18 protein-coding genes are annotated in these 17,339 nt (G+C 40.0%); 2 read left to right on the top strand and 16 right to left on the bottom strand.

The annotated features are described in order from the left end of the window. Positions 1–121: 121 nt before the first annotated feature. The 14 genes from AB4298_RS19490 to AB4298_RS19425 all read right to left on the bottom strand — a co-directional run bounded on the left by AB4298_RS19490 (position 122) and on the right by AB4298_RS19425 (position 13,007). Positions 122–307: a DUF2897 family protein gene (locus AB4298_RS19490; RefSeq protein ID WP_371988033.1), complete on the bottom strand. Its 186-nt coding sequence runs from the start codon at positions 305–307 to the stop codon at positions 122–124. 20 nt (positions 308–327) lie between these two features. Beyond that, a complete protein-coding gene (gene kdsB / locus AB4298_RS19485; RefSeq protein ID WP_371988031.1) occupies positions 328–1,065 on the bottom strand; it encodes a 3-deoxy-manno-octulosonate cytidylyltransferase in 738 nt (245 codons plus the stop codon). Between the two features lie 69 nt (positions 1,066–1,134). Continuing rightward, positions 1,135–2,205 (bottom strand): 3-deoxy-alpha-D-manno-octulosonate 8-oxidase KdnB, encoded by a 1,071-nt coding sequence (gene kdnB / locus AB4298_RS19480; protein ID WP_248997259.1) that lies wholly within the window; start codon positions 2,203–2,205, stop codon positions 1,135–1,137. A gap of 78 nt (positions 2,206–2,283) precedes the next feature. Further along, positions 2,284–3,468: an 8-amino-3,8-dideoxy-alpha-D-manno-octulosonate transaminase KdnA gene (kdnA, locus tag AB4298_RS19475; RefSeq protein ID WP_371988030.1), complete on the bottom strand. Its 1,185-nt coding sequence runs from the start codon at positions 3,466–3,468 to the stop codon at positions 2,284–2,286. A gap of 195 nt (positions 3,469–3,663) precedes the next feature. Beyond that, positions 3,664–4,281 (bottom strand): carbonate dehydratase, encoded by a 618-nt coding sequence (gene can, locus AB4298_RS19470; protein ID WP_371988029.1) that lies wholly within the window; start codon positions 4,279–4,281, stop codon positions 3,664–3,666. 482 nt (positions 4,282–4,763) lie between these two features. Further along, positions 4,764–5,597 carry an alpha/beta fold hydrolase gene (locus AB4298_RS19465; RefSeq protein ID WP_248997256.1) on the bottom strand — a complete coding sequence of 278 codons (834 nt, stop codon included), beginning with the start codon at positions 5,595–5,597 and terminating at the stop codon, positions 4,764–4,766. Positions 5,598–5,668: 71 nt separating this feature from the next. After that, positions 5,669–6,349, bottom strand: a complete 681-nt coding sequence (locus tag AB4298_RS19460; RefSeq protein ID WP_371988028.1) for a M15 family metallopeptidase — start codon at positions 6,347–6,349, stop codon at positions 5,669–5,671. Further along, positions 6,340–7,485, bottom strand: a complete 1,146-nt coding sequence (gene dapE, locus AB4298_RS19455) for a succinyl-diaminopimelate desuccinylase (RefSeq protein ID WP_371988027.1) — start codon at positions 7,483–7,485, stop codon at positions 6,340–6,342. The genes AB4298_RS19460 and dapE overlap by 10 nt, the downstream gene beginning before the upstream one ends. Next, the gene (locus tag AB4298_RS19450; protein ID WP_527251188.1) at positions 7,482–7,826 is read right to left on the bottom strand and encodes an ArsC family reductase; all 345 of its coding nucleotides are present in this window, start codon (positions 7,824–7,826) and stop codon (positions 7,482–7,484) included. Before AB4298_RS19450 ends, dapE begins: the two co-directional genes overlap by 4 nt. 420 nt (positions 7,827–8,246) lie before the next feature. Beyond that, a complete protein-coding gene (gene crr / locus AB4298_RS19445; RefSeq protein ID WP_248997252.1) occupies positions 8,247–8,756 on the bottom strand; it encodes a PTS glucose transporter subunit IIA in 510 nt (169 codons plus the stop codon). Positions 8,757–8,810: 54 nt separating this feature from the next. Then, positions 8,811–10,517, bottom strand: a complete 1,707-nt coding sequence (gene ptsP / locus AB4298_RS19440) for a phosphoenolpyruvate--protein phosphotransferase (RefSeq protein ID WP_371988023.1) — start codon at positions 10,515–10,517, stop codon at positions 8,811–8,813. 10 nt (positions 10,518–10,527) lie between these two features. Then, on the bottom strand, positions 10,528–10,785 hold the full coding sequence (locus AB4298_RS19435) for an HPr family phosphocarrier protein (protein ID WP_248997250.1): 258 nt from the start codon (positions 10,783–10,785) through the stop codon (positions 10,528–10,530). Positions 10,786–10,851: 66 nt separating this feature from the next. After that, positions 10,852–11,238 (bottom strand): ACT domain-containing protein, encoded by a 387-nt coding sequence (locus tag AB4298_RS19430; RefSeq protein ID WP_248997249.1) that lies wholly within the window; start codon positions 11,236–11,238, stop codon positions 10,852–10,854. A 128-nt stretch (positions 11,239–11,366) separates the two neighbouring features. Then, complete coding sequence (locus AB4298_RS19425) at positions 11,367–13,007, bottom strand: methyl-accepting chemotaxis protein (RefSeq protein WP_371988021.1); 1,641 nt, start codon at positions 13,005–13,007, stop codon at positions 11,367–11,369. A 332-nt stretch (positions 13,008–13,339) separates the two neighbouring features. Between AB4298_RS19425 and AB4298_RS19420 the strand changes: the two genes are divergently transcribed. After that, complete coding sequence (locus tag AB4298_RS19420) at positions 13,340–14,041, top strand: DUF3334 family protein (protein ID WP_248997247.1); 702 nt, start codon at positions 13,340–13,342, stop codon at positions 14,039–14,041. A gap of 223 nt (positions 14,042–14,264) precedes the next feature. Here the strand turns inward: AB4298_RS19420 and AB4298_RS19415 are convergent, their stop codons facing one another. Beyond that, a complete protein-coding gene (locus tag AB4298_RS19415; RefSeq protein ID WP_371988020.1) occupies positions 14,265–14,906 on the bottom strand; it encodes a 3'-5' exonuclease in 642 nt (213 codons plus the stop codon). 185 nt (positions 14,907–15,091) lie between these two features. Here AB4298_RS19415 and AB4298_RS19410 point away from each other — a divergent pair, with 185 nt between their 5' ends. Next, positions 15,092–16,237 carry a ribosomal protein uL16 3-hydroxylase gene (locus tag AB4298_RS19410; RefSeq protein ID WP_371988019.1) on the top strand — a complete coding sequence of 382 codons (1,146 nt, stop codon included), beginning with the start codon at positions 15,092–15,094 and terminating at the stop codon, positions 16,235–16,237. A gap of 75 nt (positions 16,238–16,312) precedes the next feature. Here the strand turns inward: AB4298_RS19410 and AB4298_RS19405 are convergent, their stop codons facing one another. Continuing rightward, on the bottom strand, positions 16,313–17,320 hold the full coding sequence (locus tag AB4298_RS19405) for a transporter (RefSeq protein WP_371988017.1): 1,008 nt from the start codon (positions 17,318–17,320) through the stop codon (positions 16,313–16,315). Positions 17,321–17,339: the final 19 nt, after the last annotated feature.

Raw genomic sequence — 17,339 nt, 5'->3', positions numbered from 1 at the left:
GCTGCTATGCCCTTTATATCATTCTTATTTAAGTTTTCCCTGTTTTCCAAAAATAAAAAAGGCGCTCAAAGCGCCTTTTTTATTAAATTAGGTGTGAATATGCCACCTAAACTCACTAATTCTAAGCCTGTTTGTCATCACTAGTGTCGTCATTTTCTTTGGTATCACCTGTAGACGATTCACCCTTTTGATCTTTTTTACCAAATTGGGTCATTTTAAATTTAGCACTGTATTTTAAAACAGCCAGGTTGCTGGCAATAATGCCGACAACTAATAAAATTAATAATCCAACTTCTAGATCTGACATTACATTGCTCGCCTTATTATTTAATTCGCTAAAAGTCTTGCTTCACAGATGCGGATATCTTCTGGTGTATCAACTTCTGGAAAATCAAACGCACTAATTGCGACTTTGATTTTATACCCATATTCTAATGCCCGAAGTTGTTCTAACTTTTCTAATTCTTCTAAACGGCCTAAAGGTAACTTAGCAAATGTTTGAATAAACTTACGCGTATATGCATAAATCCCGATATGTTTGTAGACTGGGTAGTCACTAGTATCGCGGCCAAATGGAATGCGGGCACGGGAAAAATATAGAGCGTTATGGTCATTATCAAATACCATTTTTACATGATTAGGGTCGTTTAGCTGACCTTCGTCCGTAATTTGAACTCCTAAGGTTGCCATATCAAATTGGCCTTCATGGCGCTCGCATAAGTTAACGAGCTGCTCAATCACAATTGGATCAATTAACGGTTGATCTCCTTGTAGATTAATAACTAAATCATCGTCAGCTAGTCCCAATATAGAAATTGCTTCATCGATACGGTCGGTACCTGAGGCTGCATCTGAACCTGTCATAACCACTTTGCCGCCAAAACCTTCAACAGCACTTTTAATGCGCTCATCATCAGTAGCAACATAGATGTCGTTAAGCCCTTTTGCTAAAGCTGCACGCTCGTAGACATGCTGGATCATCGGCTTACCGTTGATAGGGGCCAATGGCTTGCCTGGAAAACGGCTTGAACCGTATCGAGCAGGGATTAATAAGGTTACATTCATTCAATTTACCTACTTTAAAAAGTATTCTGGACCCTTAAATTAGAGTCCATATTTGCTTACGCTAGATTTTTAGATTCGACGAAATAGCGTAGTCAGCATTTCATCGGTGACTTTAGCTTCCCAGCCTTCACCATACACATTGTCCCACAATGGACCCATGCTTTTAGTGACGGCAACCATCTTGGCGATAGTTTCATCGGGAAGATCTTTACAGATATTCTTTGGCAGAACAATATTGTGCTTATCCATCATCCTACGGAATTCAGCCACACCTTCTGGATAGAAGTCTTCCAGTACATCAAATGCTAAACAATTACCGATACCGTGGTGGTAGCCTAAAACATAACCCAAACCATAAGACACTGCATGACATGCACCTACTTGACTATAGGCGATACTCATTCCCCCCATATAGGAGGCCATCATGAGTTTGTCATCTTTCTCGATATGATCGTCTATGAAGACTTCACGGCAAAGAGCCATCGATTTCTCGGCAAAAGCTTTTGCAAATTCATTTAAATACGTACCTTCTAATGATTCTACGCAATGGATATAGCAATCCATACCTGTGTAAAACCATTGGTCTGTAGGTACTCCTGTGATAAGTTCAGAATCCATTAATATCTGATCAAACACGGTATAATCGGAGTTTAAACCAAGCTTACGCACTGGGCCACAAAGTACGGCGGTGCGAGAGGCTTCTGCGCCAGTACCTGACACCGTCGGGATCCCAATGTGATGTACTGCAGGATTATTAATCAAATCCCACCCTTGGTATTCAGCACTTCCGCCTGGGTTGGTTAGCATTAGCGATACCGCTTTTGCTAGGTCCAATGTTGACCCGCCGCCGAGGCCTATAACACTGACGGGCAGTTTACTATTAAACGCTTGTACTTGCTCGGTTAATGTATCAACTTGTTTTGTCGTTGGTTCATCATCCACGTTGACATAAATAAGTAAATCATGTGTCTTAGCTGGAATACGATGGCTTAGAGGTTTTTTCTGATGGACATCATCAACCAAAAATACAACAAAATCGTTTTCTACTTTACGTTCTTCAGCCAACACTTCATCGAGTTGGGCAAATGAACCACGGCCAAAAATCATTTTTGGTACACACTTGAAATTCTTAAAACTCATTAGGACATACTCCTTTGTGCCTTTCGTTTAATTTTGTCATCGTCTGATGCATATACCTGCGATGGTTAGTGTTCGATCCTAAGCAAAAGCACGTTTGATATTTTCAATACGTTGCTTAATATCAGCTTCAGTCCATGAAAGCTTGATTAGCATAGAGATAGTACGACTCATTATCGCATCTGACTTGGGGACAGCAACCTTTGTATAATCAGGTTTTTCTTTGATTAAGGTGATTGGCAAAGCCGCTGGGGACTTAAGTTGCTGGATATGTTGCCAATTTGCAAGATAATGCCAATTATTTATATACCAGTAAAAACAACCATCAACTCCATTTTCAGCAAGTTTTTTATTGATCTCAATGGTGCGTTCTTCACTTGGCATGAAGAAAGTTAAAAACCCTGCAGAGTCACCTTCAACGTCAGGAATTTCGCGGAAAGTAATTTCGGCTATTTCTGACATTGCTTCTTTTATTTGTTTTTTGTTACGGCGCTGAATGTCGATAATTTTATCGAGTTTGCGTAGCTGGGCTAACCCCATAGCAGAATTCATTTCTGATATACGGAAATTTAATCCCATAATAGGGTGATCTTCAGCTCCACGGTCACTACCCACATGGTCATGACCATGATCTGAGAACATATGTGCGTGGTTATAAATATCTTCATTATTGGTAATTACTGCACCACCTTCACCACAGGTAATGGTTTTTACTGAATCAAATGAATAACAACCCACATCGCCGATGGTACCTAATGCTTGGCCTTTGTAACTGCCACCAATTGCCTGACAAGCATCTTCTAAGATAATTAAATTATGTTTAGCGCAAACAGTTCTAATTTCATCCATTTTGGCCATAGAACCACACATATGAACAAGGTTAATAGCTTTAGTTTTTGGGGTAATAACAGCCTCTATCCCTTCAGGAGATAAACAAAGCGTTTCATCTATTTCCGCAAAAATGGGTACTGCACCGGCCATAAATACTGCTTCAACAGAAGCGACAAAAGTAAAAGGCGGTACGATTACTTCATCACCAGCACCAATTCCTGCAGCCGCCATAGCAGTTTGCAGAGCTGCTGTACCACTAGACACTAAGTGTGCGTGCTTTACGTTCATTTTTTCGCAAAGCAATGCCTCCATTTCACGAGTTTTCCAGCGGTCATTACGTATATGATCAAAGTTATAACGGAAGGTAAAACCACTTTCCATTACATCCGCGACTTCTTGTTTTTCTTCAGGACCAAATAATTCAAAGCCAGGCATGGATATTTCCTTAGTATTCAATGTGCAGAATTGCGCTCAAAATAAATACCGGATTATAACTGGGATAGTGTAATAACTGCGAGAAATCTTACTATTTTTCTTCTATTTACTAACATTTTAGGAACATAAATACTAAAAAGGGTATTCTTGCAAAATGGCAAGAATACCCTTTTAAAATATCACTGTGCTTACTGATTATTGTTGTTCTTTCGCTGCCATTTCATTGTCAACTGTGACATCTAAATCTGAAAGAAGACCGTTCTCGACGCTGTATATCCAACCGTGAACGGCGACTTCTTGGCCACGTGCCCAAGCATCTTGAACTATCGTGGTGCTCGTAACGTTAGCGACTTGTTCCATTACGTTTAGTTCGCATAAACGATCGAAACGTTCATCTTCATCCATACTTTCTAAGTCGCGTTTATGAAGGCGATAAATGTCGCGAATGTGTCCAAGCCAATTGTCGATAAGGCCTAACCTATCTGTGCCCATTGAGGCTTTTATACCGCCACAGCCATAATGGCCAACAACCATAATATGTTTAACCTTCAGTACTTCAACTGCATACTGCAATACTGATAGACAGTTAAGGTCTGTGTGGATCACCATATTAGCGATATTACGGTGAACGAAAACTTCACCTGGCATCAAATCGATAATTTGGTTCGATGGAACGCGGCTATCGGAACAACCAATCCACAAATATTCTGGGTTTTGCTGTTTAGCAAGTTGTTCAAAAAATTTAGGATCTTCTTCTAAAATCCTACCTGCCCAGCGGCGATTATTATCAAAAAGAGGTTTTAGTAGTTTCATTCTGCTCTTATTTATTCATCAGTTAAGATTAACTTGTAGCTAAGCCAGTTTAACACCGTTAACTAGCCTTGCTGGTCTACTCAGTAGTATAGGAACGTAATCTTAAACATTTGTTAAAAGTGTGTTCAATTGGTCTCGCATGCTGCCGCAATGTTATTGCGTTGGTGCCGAATTGATATTTTGTCAAGTGCTACTTTTGAAACGCAGCCTTATGCAGGACTTAACTATTGCCACCTACCAGAGTTGTTGTAGCCCAAACATCAATTCCCTGCTTTTGCTGAGTAGGCTTTATGTGAATGTAGTAGAAAATAAAATACCTAAAGATTTATGCTGCTATAAAATACGTCTTTTATTCTATTATAAGTTCATTATATAAATGAGTTTCGCCAATATTTGCAGAGCAATAAGCTACCCATAACGCTAAGAATGTGTAACTTATTGCTGCTAAATTCTTCAGCATGACGACATAATTTGTGCTGGTTCTACAAGCTTGATAAGAACTCAGACAAACGATGGTTAATAAAATCAGCTTGTTCAAGCGTTGAGATGTGACCGCACTGTGGAATATGCACATATTGACTGCCATCAATTGCATCATGCATTAGATAACCTTCTAATACGCTGCGGGCTTTGTCTTCAACTCCTGTCATAATTAAGCAAGGAAGAGTAAATTGCTCAACATCATCCATGGTATCTCTGCGACCAAAGATCATTTTACCGAGTTGGTACACTGAATCGATATTACTGTTATTAAAGTGGTTTAACTTGTGTTTAAAAAGAGCAATAAGCTCTGGTTGTGGTTCATTCGCAAAAAATAATGGTGTAACAGCTTGAGCTATTTTGTCAGAAACGATTTGTTCAGCTTTTATCACATCAAGCATTGCGTAATATTTGTCCCGAGTTATTTCCGGTTCATAACCAATAAAACTGCCTAGCATGACTAAGCTGTTAACTCTAGATGGTGCTAATAGTGTTAGCTCTGCTCCCCACATTGCGCCTACAGAAAGACCAATAACAGAAAACGACTGGACTTTAAGGCTATCCATTAAGCTAAGCATATGCGCTGCAATATGTTTTAGATTACGGCAACTTTTTGGAACGTCACCTGAAAAACCATGGCCCCAAAGATCGGGAACAATACAGCGGTAATGTTGACTTAAATGGGCTATTTGTGGCGCCCACATGTCACTATCCCACAAGTAACTGTGGCCCATTAGCAAAACAGGACCTTGACCCACATCGAGATAGCTTAGGAGGCTGCCTTCAATTTCGATTTGGTGTCTATTTTCTGTAAATGGTTGGCTAAGGTTCGTCATGTTCTATTTGTCTCAAAAAATGCATTTAGATAGATAAAAAGTAAAGTGTTCGCAGGTTAATATAATGGCAACTAGCTTTTTGGTACTGGAGCGACTCTGTAAACATATTCAGCAGTAAGTTTGTCAATTTGAGCAAGTATCGGTTCGCGTAATTTAACCGTTGATGATTTTAATATATCGCTAACGGCGTTAATATCGAAATCGCGTAAGTATGTTTCTGCAATTGGAAAATAGCTTAAATGCCAAGCCTCAGGGCTTACGCCGCTTAAACCTGGCTGAAAAGGCCGATAAAACCCATATTTTTGGGCGTTGCCGTCTAACCACTGGCTGAGTTTGAAACAAGGACCACCCAGTGCATACTCTTCGGAAACTAACTGTAAATTTTGCTTACTTATCATATTGCCATCAAAAACATCGATATCTGTTCCCCAGTGATGTCTTGATAGACCGGGGATTGCCGACCAAATAAGAATAGCATCAATCAATTCTTTTGATGTTAGCTTTTCGATAGTTAGTGGCTTAGAGTTGTTATCTAAGACGGCTCTTTTTCCAGTGGCTTTAGCATTCCAAATCAGCATTTGCCTGTCAAAATTTCGAAAGCCTGAACAGATCTGTAGATCAATCTCATCTGCTAATGCAGCTTGCTGCAAAGATGCAAAGGCTACAGCGGTATTTGCTTCTAATTGATGGCCTAGGTAGTCAACCAGGTGCTGCTCGTCTAGGCCGTATAAATGGGAATTATTTATTGGCAAAGCAGGTTTTCCAATATCGCTTCATAACAGTCTGTGAGCAATTCAAGATCGGACACTTTGACGCACTCATTAACTTTGTGAATGGTAGCATTTACCGGACCAAGCTCTATGACTTGTGCGCCTGTTGGTGCAATAAAACGACCATCAGAGGTACCACCTGAAGTTTGAGGATCTGTATCTGTGCCTGTGACTTGTTTAATCGCTGCTTTTGTCGCTGCTAATAATGGACCATCACCGGTTAAGAAAGGCAAACCGTTAAATACCCAATCGATATCATAGTCTAAGCCATGTGCATCTAAGATATTTAGTACACGTTGAATTAATACTTCTGCAGTCACTTCAGTGGAATAACGAAAGTTAAACATCACTTCAAGAGCACCAGGGATCACATTTGAAGCACCTGTGCCGCCGTTGATATTCGCAATTTGAAAACTAGTAGGCGGGAAAAACTCGTTACCATTATCCCACTTCATTTTTGCTAGCTCATCTAGCGCAGGGGCCGCATTATGAATAGGGTTATCGGCAAGGTGAGGGTAAGCAACGTGACCTTGAATTCCTTTAACGGTTAAATTACCTGTTAAGCTGCCCCTACGGCCATTTTTAACGATATCACCAAGCTTATGGGTTGAAGAGGGCTCTCCAACTAAAGACCAAGTTATTTTTTCATTACGGGCTTCAAGCGTATCAATAACACGCGTAGTACCATTGATAAATGGACCTTCTTCATCACTGGTAATAAGAAATGCAATAGAACCTTGATGATCGGGATGTTTAGTTACAAAACGCTCGGTCGCCACCAGCATTGCGGCTAAAGATCCTTTCATGTCTGCGGCGCCACGCCCATGCAGGTAATCATCGATTACGACGGGATCAAATGGTGGTGTATGCCAACGGTTTAAGTCTCCAACTGGTACGACGTCTGTATGACCAGCAAAACAAAATACCGGAGACTTGTTGCCTCTGCGAGCCCACATGTTAGTTGTATCTTCAAACACCATAGATTCGATTTCAAAGCCGACTGCTGCTAAGCGTGAAGCCATTAGTTGTTGGCAGCCTTCATCAAGAGGGGTCACTGATGGGCGAGAAATCAATTCTTTAGCTAAATGGAGTACATCGGAATCAGATAACGGGCTCATAGATTGAACCAGTTTTGGTAATCAGTTTCTTTAAATCCAACTTGAACCTGTCCATCTTTCACTAATACCGGTCGCTTAATTAATGTTGGATAAAGAGCCATTAAAGCAATGGCTTTTTTTTCATTAATGTCACTTTTTTCGGTGTCAGTTAAGTTTCTAAAACTGGTGCTGCGTTTGTTAAATAATGCTTCCCAGCCAACGACACTAGCCCATTGCTCAATTTGTTCTGTTGCGAGTCCATCTTCACGAAAATCATGGAAAGCGACGTCGAGTTGATTAGCTGCTAGCCATTTACGTGCTTTACGAACTGTATCGCAATTTTTTATTCCGAAAAGTGTCAAAAGGGTACTCCGCTTTCTTTTTATATGTTGTTGGCATTGTGTCATTGGTTTTGTTTCTGCTCAAGGTCCAATTGTAGCGATCTTAGCGATGATGAGTGTTATTCAAGAGATTTATAGCGGACTTAGCCTGTTTGTAAAAAAGTGTTTAATTTTAACCTGCAAAGTTAACAATTATATTCAGAGATATTGATGTTTTTATTTACAGCATTATTCGTCAACTTCAAGTTTAAAGTCGTTTTTTATCGAGTTTTAAATCATTTAGGATATAACAAAGAGTGGGGTAATTGAGTTATCAAACCTGCTTGATAGGTTCTGAGGGAAGGCATGATGGTCAGCAAAAGATGGTAGTTAATCGGACATGCTTACCTCGATAAGGCATATCCGACTCAATGATCTCAGCTTACTTTCTTTGGTTTTACGCTACAGTTTGACAGAAAAAATAATATCTTTACCGGCTTCGAGGTTTCCCTCTTTTTTATCGATACCTTGAATATCTTCCATATTAGCGATTAAGACTGGCGTGAGTAAGCTATCGGTATGTTGTTTCAAATAATCAATATCGAACTCAAGAATTACATCGCCCATTTTGACTTCTTGGCCTTCTTCAGCTAAGCGTTTAAAACCGTTACCTCTTAGCTCTACAGTACCAATACCAAAGTGAACAAAAATCTCTAAGCCTTGATTAGATTCAATGCTAAAAGCGTGGTTTGTTTCGAAGATTTTACCTATGGTGCCATCAATTGGTGCTTTAATTAGTTGGCCTTTAGGTTCAATGGCTAAGCCATCACCCACAATTTTTTCAGAAAAGACTGGGTCTGGTACTTTCTCAATGGCGACAATTTTTCCTGAAACAGGAGCGTACACGTTTACTACACCTGCGATTTCAGTTTGTCCTGAGATCAGGCGTCTAATACGGCTAAGAAATCCCATTAAATGGCCCCTTTAGAATTATATTTATTCTTATTAAACATCATGGTCCTATCTTTATTTGTCTTGACCATAAATGTAAAGGTTTAACTCTTCGATTCTTGTTAATTTTAATCCATGTTTAGCAATGGCTAAACATGTTTGATATTGAATGTTGCGCAAAGCAGACTTTACTTCCAACAACGCACAGGGATTGACGCTGAGTTCGTCTATTCCCATACCAACTAATAGCGGTGCAACTTTTGGGTCGCTTGCTAACTCCCCACATAGTGAAACACTAACATTATATTTCTTCGCAAGTGTTATCGTTGCATTAACAAGGGTTAATACGGCAGGGCTTAATGATGGATATTGACCCGTTAATGCTGGATTAGTTCTATCTGCAGCCATTGTGTATTGAGTTAAGTCATTGGTACCTATACTAATAAAATCAAGGCGAGTTAACATTGATTCTAGATTTAGTACTGCTGCGGGGGTTTCAACTACGATGCCATAGCTTAGTTCACCAAATCCTTTTTCTTCATCTAACAAGCTTGTTTTACATTCTTCTATGTAATCAAATAAAACGTCAAGCTCTTCAATTTGATTGATCATAGGAAACATTAATCTTATTGGGCCATGATTTGCTGCACGTAAAATGGCTTTGACTTGTGTTTTAAAAAGCTCTGGGTTGGCCAAACTGTAACGGATCCCACGTAAACCCAATGCTGGGTTGTCTTCGATGATTGTTGGTAGGCAAGGTAGCTCTTTATCTGCGCCGACATCTAATGTTCGAATGGTGAAGACTTTTCCTGCCATAAGATGAAGTGAATCGCAGTAAAAGTGATACTGAGTTTTCTCATCTGGCAAGGTTTGGGTGTTCATTAGCATAAATTCGGTTCTAAATAATCCAATTCCATCAGCACCGACATCTGCTAGGTGACTAATTTCATTTAGACTACCAACATTGGCTAATAATGATACTTGATGGCCATCTAATGTCTGTACAGGTAAATCTTTCAGAGTGAGCAACTGCTGTTTTCGCTGTTCATCTAGCCGTTTGAGCTCATAGAGCTGATTACGAACCTCTGTGAGTGGTGCGATAAAGACTTGTCCTTGCATGCCATCAAGTACGATTTCTGTACCATTAACAATTTCAGCTGTGTCATATTGGCAACTTAATAGTGCAGGGATCCCGGCACTGCGAGCTAAAATAGCTGTGTGACTGGTCATTCCGCCGGTTTCAAGCACTAACCCGGTTATATGCCTTCGCGGTAACATGGCAAACTCTGCGGGTGTCAAATCATGGGCAAAAATGATGGTGTCTTCTTTTAACTGACTTAAATCTAAATGTTGCGCCCCGTTCAGCCGAGCGATTAAACGGCTTGCTAAGGACAGCACATCTTGAGCTCGATTAGCCAAATATGGATCTTCTAATTGGGCAAGTTCCGATGCTTGATGGGAAAAAATACGTTCAATCGCAACAGCCGCACTGATTTGCAGCTTAGAGATGGTATCTGCGATCTCCTCAACTAGATCCTCATCTTCTAGAATCATTAAATCTGCTTCAATGAGTTCAAAATGTTCTGACTCTTGCTCTAATTGTTTCAAGCATTGGTTTAAATAAAGCTTTTGCTGATTAAAAGCCTTTTCTAAGGCCTTTTTTTCATCAGCAATATCGGATTGTGGAATGAGTCGGTAATCGATTTTTTGCTGATGCAGATTAAGGTGCAATGCTTGCCCAAATGCGATACCTGATGAAACCACAACCCCGGTGACAGACATATTATGCCCCTTAACTTAATGTAATGAGTAATTCAGACACTTCTTCGATGGCTTGTTTTGCTTGTTCACCTTTTGCAATAACCTTTACGGTAACACCATGGTTGAGCCCTAGTGTTTGCAATTTAAACAGGCTTTTCGCACTGGCTTGCTTGCCGTCACACTCAACAATGATATCACAGTCAAACGACTTAGCTTTTTTGACTAAAAGGGCTGCAGGCCGCGTATGAATACCATGCTTGGCTGTTATGGTTACTGTTTTTTCATGCATACTAATGTCGCTCTTTAGTCGATAGGTACACTTTGTAGATTACAGGTAAATCTATGAATAATTATACTAATAATCAATGATTTGGTAGTTTTTCTTTTTCAAGGCTTTGGTCGCGGCATTTAATGTATCGTTTTTAACCAAAATGTAATCGGTATCAAAGGTCGATATAGCGAAGATACTGATTTTTTCATCTGCAAGTGTGCCAGAGACATTTGCTAAGATTCCAGTCATGGAAAATCCTAGAGGGCCTAGGACTTCAAGGCAGCGCCAGTTATCTTCTTGTTCGATGCTATTTATTGATAGAGCTGAGGGGATAACAACAGAAATTTCATCTTTGGTTTTTCCGATAAAATACATGGGTTGTTTGAAGACTTCAGCGGCGATATGGCTATCAGGTAATAAACTATGGATAGTATAAAGCGCCGGATGGACAGCTAATGTCATGCGAGCCATAAGATCTATTCACTCCTTCAAAATCCCTTAAGTGAATTTAGCTTATCACAGTTTATTTATACAGGGAGGGGCAATTACACCTCCCATGCCTATAGATTTTATATTCGTCTTTAATGCCGTTATTTGGCTCAATTGACTTTAAACTGGCCTAGTGTTTGCGCACAATCTTTACTGATTTTTTGCAAAGAGATTGCCGCGTTATGATTGCTTTCATTAGCTTTTACTGAGACTTCAGTTAATTCAGTAATAGTGCAAACGTTACGATTTATCTCTTCTGTCACTATCGATTGCTCTTCAGTTGCACTCGCTAGTTGGGTATTCATATCGCTTATGTGAGCGACAAGTTTTAGTATGTCTGTCAGTGCATCGCTTACTTCACTTGCCTGAGATTGTACTTCTTGAGATTGAGTTTGATTTTGCTCATTACTGGCTACAACAAGGTTTACGCCTGATTGAATATCTTTAATGATGTTTTGAATTTCGTTAGTCGAGTCTTGCGTCCGATTTGCAAGAGCTCGGACTTCATCTGCGACGACTGCAAAGCCTCTACCATGAGCCCCAGCTCTTGCCGCCTCGATTGCAGCGTTTAGCGCGAGTAAGTTTGTTTGATCTGCAATTCCTCTAATCACCTCTAAGATGCTACCGATCTGCGAAGATGACTGGCCTAAAGCTTGTGTTACTTTTTGGGCGTTTTTTAGTTCATCAGCAAGATGTTGAGTATTATCAAGAGTCGCATTCATCATTGTCATGCTTTGTTCTGCTTGGCTTTTTACACTGTTGGCTGCATCGGCGGCTTGGTTAGTGTTGTTAGCCATCTCTTGCGTTGTCGATAACATTTGGTTGATAGCAGTCGCCACGCTTGCTGTTTCACGATGTAAGTGTTCAACACTTACATTTGACTCTCCTGCGGCATTAAGGAGTCGCTGGGCATCATTATCTAAGTTTTTTCCCATAGGCTGAAGTTCAGCGACCATGTCTCTGATTTTAATAACGAATAGATTGAAGGCTTTAGCAAGATCGGCGACTTCATCCTTGCCTGTTGTGGGCAATTTTTGAGTAAGATCTCCTTCGCCATGCGCAATATCTCGCATGGCAGCAATTGCTTCTTTTAATGGAGCCGTAATCGAAATATTTAATACAAGAAAAAATAAAAAAATAGGGATAGAAATCATAAGCATAATAACGAGGTAATCAAAGGCCATTGAGTACATGACCTCTTTTACATCACTCATATTACTGCCGGTAATTATTGACCAGCCCCAGTTTTGATACTGCTTTACTTCTACAAGTTTAGCTTCCAGTTTACCTGTGGCAGGGTTAGGAAAGTTAATTTCAGCTTTAGCAGACTCTTGGACTTTTGCTTTATCGATAAGCATGCCAAGATTGACGGCATCATTAGTATTAAATAATACGCTTGCTTTGCTTGATACTGAGCTTTGGTCTGCGCCATTGGCAATAACTATTCCATCGCGATCTAATACGATAAAGTAACCGTCGTTATCAAAATGAATTTGATTGAACAGGTGGATTGCTGCGGACTTAGCTTCAGATAATGTAATGATATTACTATCAGAGAGTTGCTTATTGGCATCGATTAAGCCAATAGCTGTACTTATTTGAGCGTCGTTCTGCTGCCATTTTTGCTCAACTAAATTATTGTATTGTTCATTAATGGAGAAGCTAGCGAAACATACAGTACCTATGGCTGCCAGCATGAGCATTAGTATTAGGCGTTGTAGAATTGTAAATTGTCTTAGTAGCGCTATCATATTAGGTTCTTTTGGCAACAAATACATGGCTTAACCCTACCTTTTTAAAGGTTATACATAAACAATAACTTTATGTTTATTTTTAAAATGTTAACTCAATCAATAGTTGCTGAGTTGATAGCTCTGTCATTGAGCAGGTGATTATTCTATTACAAGTTAACTGATATTTTATTCGCCACATAAGATGCTAAAGTTTCATCTCCTCCAGACGTATAACCTTGTTTGAATATATGGGATGTTGCAAGGGGGATACTAATTCCCTTGGCTATTTTACTATGTTTTATTAATTGCTTAGGGCAGTATGGTAGCAATATTTTCAAAAGGTTATTTATATGCAAAGCACTGTGTCTGTTACAACTGACGATATTTTGTTGAAGTTATGCCACTCTGTGTCACACGTGTTATCTAATACTACTCATAGCCAAATCACCCATGCAGGTATGGTGCAGTCGATTACTAAAACCTGTTTAAAACCAGATCTTGGCTGTTTCTCAATTTTTGATGGTGGATTTTCTGGTCTCGTTGTTATTAATTTTTCAGCACCTTCAGCCTTAGAGATCTATCGTGAATATATGCTTAATATGGGCATGCCCGAGGCTGAATTAGCTATTTCCCACACCTCTGATGAGGTTGCTAATGTTATGGGTGAATTGATGAACCAGATTTTGGGTGATTTCATCAATAAGATCAGCAAAGAACTTCAAACGAGCATTAGTCAAAGCCAACCGAAAATGTTAACGATAAATAAAGAGTTAACGATTTCTGTAGACACTAATTTAGATGAAGGCGTAGCACGAAGGGTTTCGTTTAAGACACAAAGTAATCACGTTTTTTATCTTGAATTTGCGATGGATAAAACCGAATTTATCAAATTAAGCGAGTTTGAAAGTGACGACGAGTTTGATTTAGATGAGTTACTTGCCGAGCATGGACAGTTACTGGCATCTGATGCGAAAGACAAAAAAGATCACAAAGTAGCAGTGACTCAACAAAATACTGATGCGGATGATCTATTAAGTGAATTAGGTTTGTAACAATAGGTTCATTTTTTGGTTTATAGATAGCTATCTGTTTTAGCCATATTTTGCTATTTGGTAGAGTTAATTTAACCGTTTGTTACTTGTATTTACGTTATCGGTTTTAAATATTCGCTGAGGGTAAGTACGTTGTTGTCTCTCTCCGTTTTATGCCTACAAGCTACTAATCGGAAAATATTCAATCCAGATGTTTAATGTATCTGGATTGATGAGAAACTTGCTATCGCTGCTTGCTTAAATAGTTATTTACATTGGCTTTACTTTGTTTCGCAATAGCTTGCAATAAACCAAAGTTAGGTTGAGCGATTTGAAAATCTTGCTGTAAATCTTCAAGCATGGTCAACCACAAATCTGCTGTCATTTCACTATCGGCTAATGCTCGGTGAAACACGCCATCATGTTGAATATTCTTATATTCAATTAAGCTGCCTAACTTATGGTTCGGCGCTTGCTGATAAAGTCTACGTGCAATGAGCATCGAACAAGCAAATTGTCCTGTATAGTTGCAATGTATTCGATTCAGCTCTGCATCCAAAAAGCGTTGATCAAATGATGCGTTATGGGCAACCAAATTGTAGTCACCAATAAAGTCAGCAAACTCACTCATCACTGTTTCGCATGACTGAGCATCTAGCAACATCTCATTACTGATCCCTGTATAGTTTTCAATAAATCCGCTAACTCTAAAGCCTGGGTTCATAAGCTGTTGAAACGTATCAATCACTTTGCCATCTTTTAGCATGACGGCACCAATTTCAATGGCTCTATCGCCTTGGGTTGGTGATAAACCTGTAGTTTCAAAGTCGAGTACAATTACCGTGTCGGCGGGGCGTGATAGCGTTGAGTGAGTAGTGTGAGTCAATTTTTTGGGTCAATAGTTTATTTGTCCGATATTGTATTGATCCACCTATAACAGTCAATCAAATTACTTTGCCTATAGGTTTTCCTCTTAATTGCTGCACACAATAAGCATGTTTCATGATCTGACCCAGATTTTTTTTGTTGTTTATTTGCTAGAATCGCGCCAAATTTTAGTGAGTTAATAACATGCAATTAGATATCAATGGCTTAACGCCTGAGCAGTTTCTTAATGAATACTGGCAAAAAAAGCCATTAGTGATCCGTCAAGGATTTAAAAACTTTCAAGACTTGCTAACACCCGATGAAATGGCTGGCCTTGCTTGTGAAGAGATGGTTGAGTCTCGCCGAGTGTACCGTGATAAAGGTAACTGGCAGGCAGAGTTTGGTCCATTTGAATCTTACGATCACCTTGGTGAAAATGACTGGACCTTAATTGTTCAAGCGTTAAATAACTGGGTACCAGAAGCGGAAGATCTGCTTAAGTGTTTTGACTTTATTCCACGCTGGCGTTTAGATGACGTAATGGTGAGCTACGCAGTACCTGGTGGCGGAGTGGGACCACACATTGATCTTTATGACGTATTTATTTGCCAAGGTTCTGGTCGCCGCCGCTGGCGCGTTGGGGATTTAGGTCCACATAAAGAGTTTGCCGCACACCCAGCGCTATTGCATACCGAAGCTTTTGAGCCGATTATTGATGTTGAATTACTGCCGGGTGATATTTTATATCTACCGCCAGGATTCCCACATGATGGCGTCACACTTGAACCGTCAATGAGTTTTTCTGTGGGTTATCGTACAGCATCGACTAAAGATATGGTGAGTGCACTTGCGGATCACTTGATTGATAACGACCTTGGTGCAAGTCAAATCAACGATCCTGATCGCCCACTTAGCCACAAATCTGGTTTAGTCAGCGAACAAGATTTAGCTCGATTAAAGCAGCAGTTAGTGGATACGCTAGATGACGAACTGGTCAGCGAGTTTAGTGGACGCTATCTAACCCAATCTAAATGCGAATTGGATTTGCCTGAGCAGGTGCTAGATTTCCAAGCTGAAGATATTGCAGACATTATTACCGAACAGCCCCTAATGCGTTTAGGCGGCCTGCGTTGTTTATACTTTGCGAATAGCCTTGATTCTGGTGTGATGTATATCAATGGTGAACAAGCTAAGTTTAGCCAAGGTAAAACGACCTTGATCCAAGCCTTATGTGATCAGCAAACATTATCGCAAGCTGATTTAGCCGATTGGTTTGACGACCAAGAGGTTATGGATACTATCACTGCGTGGGTTAATGCGGGTTATTGGTATTTCGAAGAGGTAGAATAATACGGTTTTATCGAATAGATAAAGCGAGTGTTACTAAAGCTCAGCTACTTACGTAGGCTGAGCTTTTTTTATTGATTAAAATCGATATTGCCAGAGTGCACCAAAGGTACTGAAATCGTTTCCGAACTCGGTTATCACGCCGGTACTGGCATTTAACTTAATGCTATTTTTTCGATTTATCGGAAAAGAGTAGGTTAAGCCAAGTCGAGAGTTTTGTTGTTCATCAAGAGAGTTAACGGTATTTTTACTGGTTTCACCGCCAAAGAACAAGTTGGTATTTAATGAAAGCCAATGTCCTCGATTAAGGTTATAGATAAGATGGCCTTGCACAGTAAATAAGGGGTCTTGCTGTAAGTTGGTATCAACCAAATATTGCTTGTTGTCGGTGTAAAACCTAACTGAAGCCATAACGTCGTAATACCAATTACCTAACCGATGAGACAAGCCAATACCTGGCCTAAACACCCATCTGTTACTGCCTGAATTTAACAGTTTATCTTTATCGTAGCTTCCTAAAGGCATGGTTATCTGCAAACTGGTGCCTACCACTAGACCTTGCTTCCAGCTAGCAAAGTCTTTTGCTTGTAAGGCGGGTGCGCCATGAAAGTTCCAAGTTAGCCGCATTGTTGGGTCGCCATAGCCGCAACGATCGGCACTGACTTTTTCACCGTTAAGCTCGGCCACCCCTTGATAACAGACTCGACTCGCAGTGATATCAAATTTAGATGAGTCGCCCATTAAGTCAAAAGTATGGGCATAGCCTATAACCCCCGCATCAATATTGAGGTTTGCATTACTAATCGGTGCGGTTGGAGCAGGTGATAAATCACCTTCAGAATGAACTATCCCGGCAGCAAGAAAATGCATACCAATAGGAATGTTAGTATAACTGCGCGGCTCTAGTTCTTGTGCCATACCGTAATGACTGAGTAACAAACTGACGGCGGTAGCGATGACTCTTTTTGGCAGTTTTGTCGTTGTTGTATAGGCTTTGTGGCCGTCTTTTAAAAGTGGCTTTTTGGCACTGCAATGAATGTTTGCTTTACTGTAAGGAGGACCACTACTTAAAATGTTTAACGCCATCTAAAATCCCCCAATAATG

It is taken from the genome of Shewanella sp. 10N.261.52.F9 (genome assembly GCF_041471165.1).
GTDB classification, from domain to species: Bacteria; Pseudomonadota; Gammaproteobacteria; order Enterobacterales; family Shewanellaceae; genus Shewanella; species Shewanella marinintestina.
Note: the sequence above shows the minus strand (reverse complement) of the source record. Positions and strands in the feature narration are given on the sequence as shown.